11 protein-coding genes are annotated in these 15,855 nt (G+C 35.9%); 7 read left to right on the forward strand and 4 right to left on the reverse strand.

The annotated features are described in order from the left end of the window. Positions 1-39: 39 nt before the first annotated feature. Together FJOH_RS17175 and FJOH_RS17180 are read right to left on the reverse strand one after the other, a co-directional pair. Entirely contained in the window at positions 40-1,305 is a 1,266-nt protein-coding gene (locus FJOH_RS17175) for a hypothetical protein (protein ID WP_012025299.1), read from the reverse strand. A gap of 25 nt (positions 1,306-1,330) precedes the next feature. Beyond that, complete coding sequence (locus FJOH_RS17180; protein WP_012025300.1) at positions 1,331-3,676, reverse strand: TonB-dependent receptor plug domain-containing protein; 2,346 nt, start codon at positions 3,674-3,676, stop codon at positions 1,331-1,333. Positions 3,677-3,812: 136 nt separating this feature from the next. On the opposite strand from FJOH_RS17180, the gene FJOH_RS17185 reads away from it, so the two are divergent. The 4 genes from FJOH_RS17185 to FJOH_RS17200 all read left to right on the forward strand — a co-directional run bounded on the left by FJOH_RS17185 (position 3,813) and on the right by FJOH_RS17200 (position 7,432). Beyond that, entirely contained in the window at positions 3,813-4,805 is a 993-nt protein-coding gene (locus FJOH_RS17185) for a helix-turn-helix domain-containing protein (protein WP_012025301.1), read from the forward strand. A 304-nt stretch (positions 4,806-5,109) separates the two neighbouring features. Beyond that, positions 5,110-5,946 (forward strand): sulfite exporter TauE/SafE family protein, encoded by an 837-nt coding sequence (locus FJOH_RS17190; RefSeq protein ID WP_012025302.1) that lies wholly within the window; start codon positions 5,110-5,112, stop codon positions 5,944-5,946. After that, positions 5,933-6,340 (forward strand): DUF1634 domain-containing protein, encoded by a 408-nt coding sequence (locus FJOH_RS17195; RefSeq protein WP_012025303.1) that lies wholly within the window; start codon positions 5,933-5,935, stop codon positions 6,338-6,340. The genes FJOH_RS17190 and FJOH_RS17195 overlap by 14 nt, the downstream gene beginning before the upstream one ends. A gap of 69 nt (positions 6,341-6,409) precedes the next feature. After that, positions 6,410-7,432 (forward strand): LLM class flavin-dependent oxidoreductase, encoded by a 1,023-nt coding sequence (locus FJOH_RS17200; protein WP_012025304.1) that lies wholly within the window; start codon positions 6,410-6,412, stop codon positions 7,430-7,432. A 235-nt stretch (positions 7,433-7,667) separates the two neighbouring features. Here FJOH_RS17200 and FJOH_RS17205 read toward each other — a convergent pair whose 3' ends face one another. After that, positions 7,668-10,091, reverse strand: a complete 2,424-nt coding sequence (locus tag FJOH_RS17205; protein ID WP_012025305.1) for a TonB-dependent receptor — start codon at positions 10,089-10,091, stop codon at positions 7,668-7,670. A gap of 200 nt (positions 10,092-10,291) precedes the next feature. Here FJOH_RS17205 and FJOH_RS17210 point away from each other — a divergent pair, with 200 nt between their 5' ends. Continuing rightward, entirely contained in the window at positions 10,292-11,572 is a 1,281-nt protein-coding gene (locus tag FJOH_RS17210) for an acetyl-CoA C-acetyltransferase (RefSeq protein ID WP_012025306.1), read from the forward strand. Positions 11,573-11,663: 91 nt separating this feature from the next. On the opposite strand, the gene FJOH_RS17215 is transcribed toward FJOH_RS17210, so the two are convergent. After that, positions 11,664-12,275 carry an FMN-dependent NADH-azoreductase gene (locus tag FJOH_RS17215; RefSeq protein ID WP_012025307.1) on the reverse strand — a complete coding sequence of 204 codons (612 nt, stop codon included), beginning with the start codon at positions 12,273-12,275 and terminating at the stop codon, positions 11,664-11,666. Positions 12,276-12,382: 107 nt separating this feature from the next. Between FJOH_RS17215 and FJOH_RS17220 the strand changes: the two genes are divergently transcribed. Beyond that, positions 12,383-12,754 (forward strand): winged helix-turn-helix transcriptional regulator, encoded by a 372-nt coding sequence (locus FJOH_RS17220; protein ID WP_012025308.1) that lies wholly within the window; start codon positions 12,383-12,385, stop codon positions 12,752-12,754. A gap of 178 nt (positions 12,755-12,932) precedes the next feature. Then, positions 12,933-15,851, forward strand: a complete 2,919-nt coding sequence (locus FJOH_RS17225) for a PQQ-dependent sugar dehydrogenase (RefSeq protein WP_012025309.1) — start codon at positions 12,933-12,935, stop codon at positions 15,849-15,851. The last annotated feature ends 4 nt before the right edge of the window (positions 15,852-15,855 follow it).

Consider the following 15,855-nt stretch of genomic DNA (forward strand, 5'->3'; position numbering starts at 1 on the left):
ATAGTATTTAGGGCTAAATATCTAAGACAAAACTTAAAATTAGTCTTTGATGATGTTAAATCCTTGGATTCTTCCGCTTTCTTTTAAACGGAAAGTTTCTTTAATTTCTTTTGTTACAGGGTTATACTGATTAACTCCTGAAAAACCATCTGTAGTGCTGTTTGATAAGAAATAGATTTCTCCGTTATGGAAAAATGGATTTTGAGTTGTATAGAAATTATCCGGCGGGATATTTAAACGAGTTGCTTTTTTAGTCGTAACATCGATTTCATTCCAGAACCAAACATCGTCTCTGTATCTAACTCCGTGCTGTCCGCCTCCATAGTAAGAAACAGCTCTTGATGGAATTGTAGTATAAATTTTGTTGTTGTAAGCAAAAAGTCTGTTGAATTCAGCAGGAAATTGGTATGATTTCATGTCAATTGCAAACGTAGTATCAAAATTAACTTCTCCTTTTTTAATTCTAAGAATTTTTGAAGAATAGTCGCTTGGCTGCGTTTTCATGTCTCCAACAGAAGCAAAATATAAATCTCCTGTAACTTCGTCTAAACTCCATAAAACGTGGTCAATAAATACACCTAAATTTGTTGTATTACCCATTTTTGTAACGTTTTCGATTTTCTTAGCAGTTAAATCATACACTGCAATAGCAACTTCTTTTACTACTGGAGTTACCTGCCAGTTTCCTGAAGCTTTGTCTCCCAATAATAAATCTAAGTATAGTTTATTTTCTCTTTTTGCAATTATCAACTGCCCAATTGACTCTAATGGCTGTCCTTCTGAAAGTGAAGTAAAATCAATTTCTCCTGTTCTCTCCATTGTAGCTGGGTTGAAAGTCTGAAGTTTTAAACCTCCTCTTACTCTATCCCAGTAGTATCCTTCTGTTGCGCTGGCAATTAAAAAATTAGTTTCGTAAGCATTAGAAAGAGATGGTAAAAATCCCTGATCTACCACTTTACCAGATGCATCAAGACCCATTTTGTTAATTCCTTGTTTTGCATTTGAAACATCATTTACTTTAAAAAGACTTTTTTCAAATGTTCTTCCTCCTAAAGAAGAAGTTACCTGCAAAAATGGCAATCCAGAAAGGTTGATTTCTCTTGATTTGTTATCTTTTAATGCATAAACACCACCGCTCCAGTTAGCAGAACCATTGTATATAATCCAAGTTTCGTTTTTTGGTAAAGTATCGTCGTTATTTCCGTTGTCCGGAGTGTTGTTATCATCATTGCTGCTGCAAGAAAATAAAAGCATACAAGCAGCGATTACTGCCAGTACTGAACGAAGTGAGTTGCTTCTTTTCATAGTTGATCTGATTTATTGGTTTTATTTAAAAAAAATTATAAACTAACTTAAGGTGGAATGATCTTCCGGGTCTCTGTACATTAAAGTTGTCATACAGTCGTACATCTCCAACATTCCTGCATTCTGCTGAAACCGTTGTTTTTTTATCGGCAAAATGATAATAAACTCCAACATCATTAGAAAACTGTCCTATTCTGCCGTCATCAGGAATAATTAATGAAGTTTGAAAATCTTTTACCGGACCAAATAAAGAGGGTTCCTGACTTTTTGGTATTTCTACTAAGAAAAATCTATGGGTATAATTGGCATTCCAGGTAAAATTTAGACTGTCCTCATTTTTGAAAACATTTTTGAAAAAAGTATTTGCCCAAAAGTTTCCAAACAAAAACGGAATATTAGGAACTCTCGAATCATTTAAGTATGCATATCTAGACTCACTCTCAATTCTTCGAAGGTCCTGATAGGTCATATTAAACCCTATGTTCAGCCATTTTACTGGAGCATAATTAGTTTCAAACTCAAAACCTTTTACTGTAGAATTCTCATAATTGATGTATCGGTTAAACGGAATATCAAGCTGTAAAAAGATAATATCCTGTACTTTTCTGTAGAATAAATTAGCCGAAAAGGTTAAACTGCTGTTTTCTTTGAGTATCGAATACTGACCGCTTAAATTTAGATTATGGCTTTTTTCAGGATTAAGATCTAAGTTTTCTTTAACCAGTCTGGCATCTCCAAAAATCTCGTATTCATCTGGAAGACGTGTGGCATATTCATAAGAAAATTTCAATAGATAATTATTTTGCTCCCATTTCAACCCTCCCAAATATCCAAACTGGCTGTCTTCTTTTGAGGATTGCCACGCAAAACCAAATTTGTCAGTTGTGTAGCCTTCTGCATTATAATGGTAGTATTTTGCTGCCACAATGCTTTCGAGCTTTTTATCCAGAAATAAGGAACGCCACGCAAATGCCATATTATCTTTTCGATACGTTGCCGGAACCGTTAAAACATCAATACCGGTAACTATAGAAACGGCACCTAGAGGATCGCTCCCTTTTCTTCTTTGAGAATAATATAATTCACTAAATTCTAAAAAGTTACGATCAGAAAGTTCATATTCCATATTCAATCTCGATGAAACAAAATTGAATTTCATTCGCTGGTCATTTCCAGTTCTTATCTCTCCCGGCTGAAATTTTAAATTGTAAGTTTCGCCAAGCCAATTGTAACGCAATCTTGTTGTATCAATAAACTTGGTATTAAAATGACTGTAATTGGTTAAAAAAGAAACCTTTAGTTTATCGTTAAAAAACTTCTTACGATAATTAATCATTCCCGTATAATTTTGTTCTTTTGAAAATGCCTTTCCGTAAACACTTACCATTCCAGCATCATTTTGAATCTGTTTGTAGAAATCAGAATAAATTAAGGTCAAACGAATATCATCTGCCCATGATTTTTCTTTTAATCCAATAAATGCTTCTCCGTAATTAGATCTCGTCATGTCGTGGAAACGTTTTACATCTCTCTCGACATTTTCAATTGGAACACGTACTTTGTAATTATTATCAGAATAATTAAAAGAACCGTTAAAACCTCCGTAAAAATTCTTTTTATTTTGAAGATAAAGATTGGCTGTAGCGCGATGTGTATTAAAAGAAGCGACTTCATACGATACTTCGGCAAAATCTTTATTAGAAGTTCTGGTAACAAGATTAACGCCTCCGCCCAATGCATCAGAAGCCAGATAAACCGGCATAACACCTTTGTAAATTTCAACACGGTCAAGCATATTTACAGGAATTGTTCCAAGGCTGAAACCATGTCCGAACAACTCAATTGGGATTCCGTCTTTAAAAATACGAACCGCTTTGCCCTGAAGTCCGCCAAGATTGACCTGCACCTGAGAGCCAATATTTCCATTAGTTCTTATTTTTACTCCAGAAGCTCTGTTTAAAAAATCACCGACATCGCCCGCTTTGTCATACTGCTTTTTAAAATCGATAACCTGAACTGAAAAAGGAGATTCTTCAATCTGTTTTTTTACGCTTTTGTTTTGAACGGTAACTTCTTTTAAATTTGCCGATTCACTGTTGGATGAATCTAAACGAAATGTAAAATGATTATCCTGACCGCAGGCAACAGAAACGGTTTGTCTGGATTTTATAAGATCATTTTTTACAATTTCAATTGTATAATTTCCATCAGTAAGTGAAAGTTCCAGAATACCTGAATTATTACTGGTTCCCATTGGTTTATTATTAACCAAAATGGTGAAGCCTGAGGCTGGATTTCCGAGATTATCTTCAATATGAATATATACCGGGCAGGCATTTGCAGAGAACAAGCCAACCAGAAACATAAACATAAGGTTTAATTTAAATGTCAAAGCTGTTTTTATTTAAACTTATTATAAATTATATTTGCAGTGCAAAAGTATTTGATTACCGATGGATGCATTTATGAAAGTGGAAGTTTTAATTATGAATTTAGAAGTATAAGGAATGGCATTTAAAATTGATTCTAATGACTTTGCGGATTTTCTGGAAGTGGATGAAAAGCCAGATCTGGAACTGTCCAGGATAGAAATTCAGGATGAAAAAGATATAAAATTTGCCACACCAAAAGGCGATATTTTATTTCATGAACATACTATTACAGATGAATTATCTATTCTGCAGGGAAATTATCAATTGTATGACGATGTTGCTATTTCTGGTCATGGAGATTCTCCGCTGTTAGAAATGCACTTTAACCTTACCAATCAAAAAATTGGATATATAAATCCGGGTTCTTCTAAAGGTTATGCTTCACCAATGTCCGGCAATATTACTTTTCTTTCAGCCGAAGACAACCATGCAAAAATCGACTTCAAAAAAGATATTATTTACAATACGTTTGATATTCATCTTCCTTTAAATGTGCTTACTAAATATGAGGGAGAGTCTAAAGTAATGGACAGTTTTCTCAATAATATTCAGAAAAACAGCAGTAATGCTTTAGCTAAAAATGAAATAAAAATAAGTGCTAAAATATTCAGCGTTATAGAAGATATTAAAAACTGTTTTTATCGAGGCCTGACTCGAAAAATCTACATGGAATCTAAAGTCTATGAACTTATTGCTTTAAGTCATCATAATTTAGATATCGAAAAACAATCCCGAAACTTAGCCGGCGATGATGTGGAAAAAATAAAGTTTGCAGCGCAGTTAATCCGTGAAAATATTGATAATCCGTTTACAATTGTAGAACTGGCAAGAAAAGTGGGCGTGAACCAAACCAAGCTGAAAGAAGGTTTTAAAACTGTTTTTGGCGATACCGTTTTTGGCTATCTGCAGGAAATCAGAATGAATAAAGCCAGACATTATTTATCAGACACTTCACTATCAATTCAGGAAATAAGCCACCTTTCCGGTTATCAAAATGTTTCTAATTTTAGTATTGCTTTTAAAAGAATTTTCGGCTATCCGCCTACTAAATTGAGGCTTAAGGTTTAGTATTCCGTTTACAGTCGCAGTATTCAGTTGCAGTTTATAGTGTTTTGCTAGATATTGAAATTTAACCGCAAAGCACGCTAAGATTTTTATCTTATTTTACCTAAAGACCGCAAAGTACGCAAAGCTGTATATCAATAAAGCTTTGCGTACTTTGCGATTTTGTGAAATTCTATTGGCAAATTCTTAGCGTACTTTGCGGTTAAAAAACCCAATACTAAAAATTTTTAAGGTATATTTAAGTTCTAAAAAACTTCCTGAACAGATATGTATTCGTAAATTAGCAAATACAAAAAACATATTTTAAATGACAGTACTTACTTTTACCCTGATTATGCTTCTTGGGGCTTGTTTAGCCGGTTTTATTGGATCATTATCAGGCTTAGGCGGCGGTATCATTATTATCCCGCTTTTAACAATTATTCTTGGTGTTGATATTCATTATGCAATTGGTGCCGCTTTAGTTTCGGTAATTGCTACTTCTTCAGGATCGGCGGCGGCTTATGTAAAGGAAGGGATTACCAATATGCGTCTCGGTATTTTTCTTGAAATCGCCACCACAATTGGAGCCGTTTGCGGCGCATTGCTTTCTACGATCGCTCCTACTTCATTCATCGCCGTTTTATTTGGACTTACACTAATTTTTTCTGCTATTAATTCACTTCGAAAGAAAGAAGAACATATTGTTTTAGAATCGAGTCCGCTGGCAAAAAAGCTAAAATTAAACGGAACTTATCCAACACACGAAGGCGAAGTTGTAAGTTACGGAACCAAAAACGTAATTGGCGGTTTCAGTATGATGGGAATTGCCGGAATGATGTCGGGTTTATTAGGAATTGGTTCTGGCGCTTTTAAAGTAATTGCCATGGATAATATTATGAGAATTCCGTTTAAGGTTTCTACTACTACAAGTAACTTTATGATGGGCGTTACAGCAATGGCAAGTTCTGTAATTTATATCCAAAAAGGATATATTGAACCTGGAATTTGTATGCCTGTGGTTATTGGCGTACTATTTGGCGCTATGGCCGGAGCTAAAGTTTTGGTGAAAACCAACCCAAAAAAATTAAGAATATTTTTTGCATGCCTGATTTTCGTACTGGCAGTTAATATGATCTACAACGGAATTAATGGAAAAATCTAAAGTTATGCAGCACGAAAAATTTGGAGAAAAAGATTTTCAAACTATTATTGGAAACTTATTGCGTTATGGCGTCTGGATTTCATTATCAGTTGCTTTCATTGGCGGAATCGTATATTTAATGCACCACGGAAGCGAAATCGAAGATTATTCGGTTTTTAAGGAAAATGATCGAAATATTTTTGAAGTAATTTCAACAGTTGTCAATGGTGCAATTGATGGTCGAGGTGAATTTTTAATTTTCTTTGGAATCATATTATTGTTTTTAACACCTGTATTTAGGGTTTTACTTTCATTGTTTTCATTTATGCTTGAAAAAGATTATCTGTATGTTGTAATTACATTAATTGTAATCCTGATTATTATTACAAGTATTTCATTTGGTTTTTCACATTAAAAATAGCCGTAAGCTTTAAGGCATAAAAAACAGCTTAAAGCTTATAGCTTACCTAAAGCAAAAAATAGTATGGAAATAGGAATAGACAGCTTTGCTTCGGCAATGTATGGAGACAACAACACGCTAAGCAGTGTTGACGCCATGGAACAGCTTTTACAGAGAATTGAATTTGCTGATCAGTGCGGTCTGGATGTTTTTGGAATTGGAGAACATCATAAAAAAGAATTTCTGGACTCAGCTACAGCGGTTATTTTAAGTGCTGCTGCAGCGAGAACTAAAAATATACGTCTGGCAAGTGCGGTAACGGTTTTAAGCGCTGCTGATCCTGTACGTGTTTATCAAAGTTTTGCAACATTAGATTTAATTTCTAAAGGAAGAGCTGAAATTGTTGTGGGTCGAGGATCTGCTATTGAAGCCTATCCCCTTTTCGGATTTGATCTTAAGGATTATGACGCGCTTTTTAAGGAAAAACTGGAATTACTGCTTCAGGTTAGGGACAACGAATTTATAAACTGGTACGGAAAATTTCGTCCGGCATTAAACAATCAGCCCGTTTATCCGAGAGCTTTACAAGAAAAAATGCCTGTCTGGCTTGGTGTTGGCGGTACTCCTGAATCTTTTATCAGAGCCGGAAGTCTGGGTTTACCTTTAATGGTCGCAGTAATAGGCGGACAAACACATCGTTTTAGACCTTTAATTGATTTATATCGTGAGGCTGGTGAAGCAGCAGGTTTTAAACCGCATGAATTAAAAGTTGGTCTTCACTCTCCTGGATATGTGTCGAATACAACCGAAAAAGCAGTCGAAGAATACTATCCGGGTTATGCCGAATTGTGGACAAAATTAGGATATGAAAGAGGCTGGCCTCCAGTAACAAAAGGTAAATTTGATGGATTAATTGATGATCTGGGTGTTTTAATTGTTGGAAGCCCGGAAAGAGCTGCAGAGAAAATTTTACGTCACAGCGAAGCACTTGGCGGTGTAGAAAGATTTACTTTTCAAATGGATAACGCCGGATTAACACATTCGCAGTTAATGAACGCCATAGAACTTATAGGAACAAAACTGATTCCTTTAATTAGAAAAGGATAATCGATGTGTTTTTTTGGGGGCCATAGCCCATGTTGGGCCACAGATTACACAGATTAAACGAATTAAACGGATTTTTTAATAAAACAGTGTAAACCCGTTTCATCCGTAAAATCCGCGGGCAATAAAAAATGTATCAATTAAAAAACTTTGAGCCTTTGTCTCTATGAACCTTTGAACCTATATAAAAAAAGCATCCGTTATCAGCGGATGCTTTTTTTATATGATTGTCTTAAAATTAAAACAATTTGTATGTCACGCCAACTCTAAAGTTTCTTGGCGCTTCTGTCTGCCAGTAATAAGCCTGCAGCCACTCATAGTAAGAACCGCTGTATAAATACTTATCTAAAATATTAAATACGTTTGCCGTAACTTTAATTTTCCCTGTTTCATAAGACAAACCTCCATCTAATTTAAAATAGTTTGGAAGTCTTTCAAGACCTACACTCCAAGTATCAGTCTGACGGCCTACCAGACCAGTTCCTCCAATAGAAGCTCCAAAACCTTTTAATTTACCGCTTTGTATTGTATAATTTAACCATGCATTTGCTGTATGTTTTGCATATCCGGGAACTGTAGAACCTGCAGCAATAGTTGGAACATTAGAAGAGGTCACAATAGATTCTGTAAAAGCATAATTAGCAATTACATTTAAGCCGTCAATGATTTTTCCTCTAACATCAAATTCAATACCTTCAGCTCTTTTTTCTCCCAAAATAACTTTATAAATATCATTAGGTCCATTTTTTGGATCAGATGTAAGCTCATTTTTCTTGGTAATTCTATAAGCCGAAAGTGTAGTATTCCATGATCCGTCAAACCAGTCTCTTTTAATACCAAACTCCAGATTATTTCCTGTAAGCGGTTTTATAGGATCTCCATTTTGAGTAATTCCCGATTGAGGAATAAATGCCTGATCGTATAATCCGTAAACACTTGTATTTGAATCTATAGAAAAACTAAGTCCGGCACGAGGTGTAATATGGGTATCTTCCTGTGTATCTCCCCAGCTCGATTGGCTTAACCATGTATATCTTGCAGCAAGAGTCAATCTTAATCTGTTTTCAAAGAAACCCAGTTCATCCTGAATATAACCTGCAGCATATTCTGAACTCATAATTCCTCCTGCTCTCTGGCTGAGCGGCGTTTCATGATCAAAAGCCGGAAAACCATTTGATGGAGTTCCATAATTTGGATTATATACATTAAAAGGATTATCTACAGTATCAAGATCATGAGATTGTCCCCAGTCTGCCATATAATCTTTATTTCCTAAATCAATTCCTCCCAATATTTTGTGAGAGACAGCACCTGTTTTAAATTTTCCGTTAACGAAAATCTGTCCTAAATACATATTACTTTCAGCATCCCAGATACCCACGTTTCTAATAATTTCACCATAAGCAAGATTACCTTCTGGTGTACCGTCAAAATCTCTGTCGGCTGGTCCGGGACCTACAACACCAGGCCATGAACTATATCCCTGCTGGATATATTTAAAATATGAAGTCTGAGCTGTTAGTTTCCAGTTATCATCAAATTTATGTTCAAATTGCAAATAACCACTGTGATCCTGAATATTAGTATCAGGTAATCCTGGCTGAGTCATTGTAAAATTACGCGGTAAAGCTGCATAACCGCCGGCTTGAGGTCCAAAAACATAATAAGAACCAACCTCAGTCATGTTAGCATATTGAAAATTATATTCAGCTGTAATTTTTGTTTTATCATCAATTTGATATGAAATTACAGGAGCAATTACATAACGGTCATTGTGTTCAAACGGACGATGAGATCTTTTCTTTTGAGCTGCCCCATTAAATCTGTAAAGCAGTTTTCCGGCTTTATCCAGTTTTCCGTCAAGATCAAGGCTCACTCTGTAAAAATCATAGCTTCCTACAGTTGCCGTAACCTCACCTTTTGAAATTCCGGTAGGCTTTTTAGTTACTACATTATAAAGTCCGCTTGGATCACCGCTCGAAAGCATGAATCCTGCAGGTCCTTTTACAAACTCGATATGATCTACAAAACTCATATCCTCTGTTAAAGGTCCCCAGAAAGAAGATACCACATTAAATCCGTTACGGAAAGCCTGAATCTGAGTACCACGCATCGTAATATTGGTATACAAATCTCCCCAGTGTTCTAAACGTACAGCACCACTTACGTTACGAATAACACCGTCACTCATACTTGTAATCTGCTGGTCTTTTAGTGTTTGTGCACTTACAATTTGAATATTTTGAGGAATTTCAAGAACAGGAGTCTGAAGACGCAATGACAACGACGGCTTATCTTGTTTGTACTTATTTTTTGTAATTACTACTTCATCAAGATCTTCCTGAGTTTCAGAAAGTGAAAAGTTTTTTACTGTAGTTTGTTTTGCTGTAACAACAATTGCATCTTCAAGCGGACGAATACCTACTGAACGAACACTAATTGTGTAAGAACCTGGTTTTACATTTCTAATTTCATATTGACCGTTTGCATTGGTAACAGACGAATGTTTGGTTCCTTTAAGAACTACCGAAATACCTTCTAAGGGTTCATTTCCGCTTAAAGCAACTTTTCCGCTCACTTTTCCTAATTCCTGGCTCATCATAGTAAATGATGTTAAAAGAACTATAAAAAAGCAGATTTTCTTAATAATAGACATGCTCATTTTAGTAAAATTTTAAGTTTTGTTGGGCAAAAGTAGATTCAAATATTTTGTTTTCCAAATTATTTTAATTCATTCTAAATAAATATAATTAAAAACTGCTTTTTAGTGAAATAATTCTAAACCCGAATTTTATTGCTAATTTTTAATTAAGTCTGCTTATCTTTAATCCTGCAAAAACAAATCCGTCAAAACAAAATCTTATGAATACCAGCAAAACTGTTAGAAAAGTCGCTATTGTAGGTTACAACCGAATTCCTTTTGCAAGAGCAAATACTGCTTATGCATCTGTTGGAAATCAGGAAATGATGACTGCCGCCCTAAACGGACTTGTCGATAAGTATAATCTGCAGGGCCAATTATTAGGTGAAGTTGCCGGAGGCGCTGTAATCAAACATACTTACGATAATAATTTAATCAGAGAGTGTGTAATGAAAACCGCTCTAGATCCCGCCACTCCTGCCTGCGATTTACAACAGGCCTGCGATACCGGAATTGAAAGTGCAGTTTATATTGCTAATAAAATTGCTTTGGGACAAATTGAATCTGGAATTGCCGGCGGTGTAGATTCCATCAGCGATATACCAATGGCTGTAAGTGAAAAACTAAGGAAAGTTTTGTTAGAAGCCCGTCAGGCAAAATCGCTGGGCGGAAAAATCAAAGCATTTTTAAAATTAAGCCCGAAAGACCTTTCGCCTTTAGTTCCTAAAAATGAAGAACAGCAAACGGGACTTTCAATGGGCGGACATACTGAGATTACGGCAAAATATTATAAAATTTCAAGAGAAGATCAGGATAATTTTGCACTTAAAAGTCATTTGAATATGGCAAAAGCGTATGATGAAGGCTTTTTTAATGATATGATTACGCCCTTTAACGGACTGGAAAAAGATAATAATCTGAGAAAAGACAGCTCGATTGAAAAACTGGCAAAACTAAAACCGGCATTCGATAAAGTAAACGGAACTTTAACTGCCGGAAATTCTACTCCCCTTACTGATGGTGCTTCCTGTATACTTTTAGCGAGTGAAGAATGGGCAAAAGAACGCGGACTTCCTATTTTGGCATATATTACTTTTGCTGAAGCTGCAGCGATAGAATATGTAAAAAATCAACAAAATCTTTTGCTGGCACCTTTATTTGCAGCAAGCCGAATGCTTGAAAAAGCTGAATTAAATTTGCAGGATTTTGATTATTATGAAATTCATGAAGCTTTTGCTGCACAAGTATTGGCAACTTTAAAAATTTGGGAAAGCCCGGAATTAAGTGCAGAGTTAGGCTTAAAGAAAACACTTGGTGCAATAGACCGCGAAAAATTAAATGTAAAAGGAAGCAGTCTTGCAGCCGCACACCCTTTTGCAGCAACTGGAGGCAGAATAATTGGCGTAATGGCAAAATTACTAAACGAAAAAGGTTCAGGTCGAGGATTTGTTTCGATTTGTGCTGCTGGCGGACAAGGTGTTACGATGATAATCGAAAAGTAATTATTTTTGATATTAAAAACCCGGCAGATTTTAAAAACCTGCCGGGTTTACTACATACGAGAATGTTCAACCGTCGTAATTATAGTTTATCTTAAAAAGCAAATTCTTCTACAGAAGATAAGGCTTTTGGTAAAGCATTTTCGGCAAAATCAGGAATTGCAGTTCCTTCTACACGAAAAGTAGTAACATCCGTCATTCCTAAAAAACCAAATACCGCTCGAAGATACGATTCTGAAAAATCGTAGCTTTTGTATGGTCCTTCAGAAAAAATAGCACCAGATGCAATTGATAAATACACTTTTTTATCAGTTACCAATCCTTTTGGTCCTTCGGCACTGTAACTAAAAGTTTTTCCTGCTCTCGCAATCTGATCAATCCAGCCTTTTAAAACAGCCGGAATACCAAAATTGTACAAAGGCACACCAATTACAATTACATCCGATTCTAATAAAGTTTTTATTGCTTCATTTGAATATTTTAATGCTTCTTTCTGTTCCGGAGTATGAGTTTCCTCAGGAGCATATACAGCACTTATATGCGAATTAGTCAAATATGGTAAAGGTGTTTTAGTAAGGTCAAGAGTTTTTACTTCAGTTTCAGGATTTCCTGCAGTTAATTTTTCAATAACAGCATTCGACAGCTGATTACTAAATGAAGTATCACCATTGGTACTGGTAATTATGCGTAGAATTTTTTGGCTCATAATTTATATAATTTGTTTTACGATACAAACTTATCTACATTTGCTATCTCTTTTATAGTACTATCCTCAAGGATAGCGCTTTCATTGAGGATAGTAACATAATTAGTATGAAAACAAAAGGTGAACTAACAAAAGAAATGGACTGTCAGCCGGAAGAATGTCTTGCTGCATTATTACCCGTAAGAGATGCTCTGGAAGTTTTAAGCGGCAGATGGAAACTCCCAATTTTAATTGCCTTATCAAACAGACCGAAACGTTTCAAGGAAATTTCTAAAGACATAAACGGAATTACTGATAAAATGCTTTCTAAAGAACTGAAAGATCTGGAAATAAACAAACTGGTTACCAGAACAGTTTATGACACCTTTCCGCCAACTGTTGAGTACGCCAGAACAGAACACAGTCATACTTTGTATAATGTTATAAGTGCATTAAACGAATGGGGAACTTTGCACCGAAAAGAAATTATAGGCAAGTAAACTATTGAATTACAGAAGAAATTAATCTGTATCGAAAAACTTTATACCTCTGTTTCGTAGTAAATCTGCACCTTTTGAAGTCCTCAATCGATATCGTAAAGAAATTTTAGTAAAACAAATAATTATACAGAAATAGACTAAATTTGATTACCCAAATCACTAAAATTTCTGAATAATTATGAAAAAAAGTTTACATTTTAACATTAAGAAGCACTTTTTTAGTTATTTCTTACTGATTTCTGCTTTATTAATTTCAACTCAATCTTATTCTCAATACATCACCCAAAACCTTGCTCCCACTGCTGTCATAAAAGAAGGACTTGCATTGGAACAAGCTCCAGACGGAAGAATTTTTATTGCAGAAAGAGCCGGAATTGTCAAAGTTTTTCAAAACAATACGGTATCGACAGTTTTTACAGTAACTACATTAACAGATGCTGAACAAGGTTTACTTGGGCTCACACTTCACCCCAACTTTGCCGCAAACGGTTATATTTATGTTTTCTATGCCATTAACGATGGTGTGGTAAGACATAGAATTGAAAGAATCAAAATCGACACTAATAATCAGGTTGTCAGCAGACAGGAAATTTTACTTTTAGAGCCTATTGGCGGCGGATTTCACAATGGAGGCGATTTAAAATTTTTCAACGGCTATCTTTATGTAACCGTTGGAGACAGTCAGCAGGCTTCAAATTCGCAGGATTTAGATACCTACAAAGGTAAAATTCTTCGTTTAACTGAAGACGGACAGCCGGCGCCGGGAAATCCATTTTACGGAAGCGGTTCTGTACAAAGACAAAGCATCTGGGTTTATGGTTTTAGAAATCCATGGCGATTGGTTGCTAATGAAACAGCCAATAAATTGTTTGTTTTAGATGTTGGAACTTCATGGGAAGAAGTAAACGAAATAAGCAATCCTTCTATTCGCAATTATGCATGGGGACATCCGCAGGGAGGCGATGGAAAACAAACTGAAATCAATCTTTTTACCAATCCAATTTTTACCTACGCAACAGGAAGTATTGGAAATGCTTTAACAAACGGCGTACTTTATAATCCGGCAATCTCTCGTTATCCTAATCTTCAGGGGAAATTTATAATTAAGGATTATGTTCGAACAGAAATACGATCATTTGATCCTAATATTGCCGATCCGGTTTCTACAGTGTTCTTTACCGCACCGCAGCAGCAGGCACTCGGAATGATGTTAGGCAACGATGGCTATATTTATTACTGTGCTTATGGAAATAACGGCTCGTTAATTAAACTTGATTATATTGAAACAGCGGCTCCTACAATTGTTAATCATCCTGTTTCTCAATCTATAATGGAAACCAATCCTGTAACTTTTTCAGTTTCGGCAAGTGGTACAGGATTAACTTATCAATGGCAGTTTAACAATGCTAATATAAACGGAGCAACTGCAGCAACCTATACAATTCCGAGTGTTACAAATGCAAATGCCGGAAATTACAGAGTTATTGTCACAAATACTGCCGGAAATACAACCAGTAATCCCGCCGTTTTAACTGTTACGCCATTTAGTAATGCGCCAACTGTATCTATTATTTCTCCTTTACCAGCATTAAAATGGAATGCCGATGATGTTGTTGCTTTTGAAGCCACGGCATCAGATGTTGAAGACGGAACTTTACCAGCAAGTGCATTTTCATGGAATATTGATCTTTTTCACGAAGACATTCCCGGAGCCGGACACTCACATCCGGGCGCGAGTCCGCAAGGCGTAAAATCAGGAAATTTTACAGCTTCAAATCAAGGAGAAAAAACGCCAAATGTATGGTATCGATTTACCGTAAAAGTAACCGATAGTAATGGTTTAACAGGAACTGCTTTTGTAGACATTAAACCCAATTTAGTTAATGTTACAGCGGCAAGTTCGCCAGTTCCGCTTAATTTAGAATTCAACCAAAAACCAGTAACCTCGCCTTCAACAAAACAAGTTGTGGCAAATGCTGCTTTACAAACTTTAAATGCACCTACACCACAATATATTGGAAATATCCGCTATGATTTTGACCATTGGAGCCAGGGAGGAAATGCCAATCAAACATTTAAAGCTCCTGCCACAGGAACAATAACATACACAGCATTTTATACTGAAACAGTTCTTCAAAATGCACCTTATCAAGGATTAATTGCCCAAATTCCGGGTATTATTGAAGCTGAAAATTATGATGTAGGCCCAGGTGCTTTTCTGGATAAAAACGGCGGCGGAGATACAGCTTACAGACCGGGTGACGGAGTAGGAACTGAAGTCTGCAACGAAGGCGGTTTTAATCTTGCCTATGTTGCAAAAGATGAATGGCTGAAATATACTGCAAAAGTAAATACAACCGGAAATTATACTATAAACCTAAGAGTTGCCACGCCATATAATACCCGAAAATTACATCTTGAAGTTGATGGTGTAAATGTTACCGGAGTCGTGAATATTCCAAATACTGGAGGTTTCCAGAACTGGCAGACTGTTGCAATTCCAAATATTCCATTAACGCAGGGCAATCACGTTATTACTTTATATTTTGATGAAAACGACACGAATGTAAATAAAATGGAGTTTGTATTATCAGGAAGTACAACCACTCCTATCGCCGACTATGAAGTAACGCCTCAAATGGGCTGTATAAATACGCCTGTAACTTTTACATCAGTTTCAGTAGGAACGGTAGACAATTATCTTTGGAATTTTGGCGAAGGCGCTCAGCCGGCAACCGCAGCCGGAATTGGACCGCATACGGTGATTTACGGCACCGAAGGAACAAAAACAGTTTCATTAACAGTCAGCAATTCTATTGGAAGCAATACAAAAAACAATTCTCCTTTTGAGGTGCATAATTGTAATTTGGGTGTCGAAAATCCAAATGAAGAATCAAACAGGATTATTGTTTATCCAAATCCGTCAAAAGGATTATTTCATTTGTCAAAAGAATTAGAGTGGACCGTGTTTTCTGTTTCTGGAAGTAAAATTAAAGAAGGCAGAGGAAACGAAATCTCAATTTCTGAACAGGCATCCGGAATTTATTTCTTAAAAACAAATGCATCAGCTAAAGCAATAATAATCAGCAAACAATAATTTC

It is taken from the genome of Flavobacterium johnsoniae UW101, from assembly GCF_000016645.1.
In the GTDB taxonomy this organism is placed as follows: Bacteria; Bacteroidota; Bacteroidia; order Flavobacteriales; family Flavobacteriaceae; genus Flavobacterium; species Flavobacterium johnsoniae.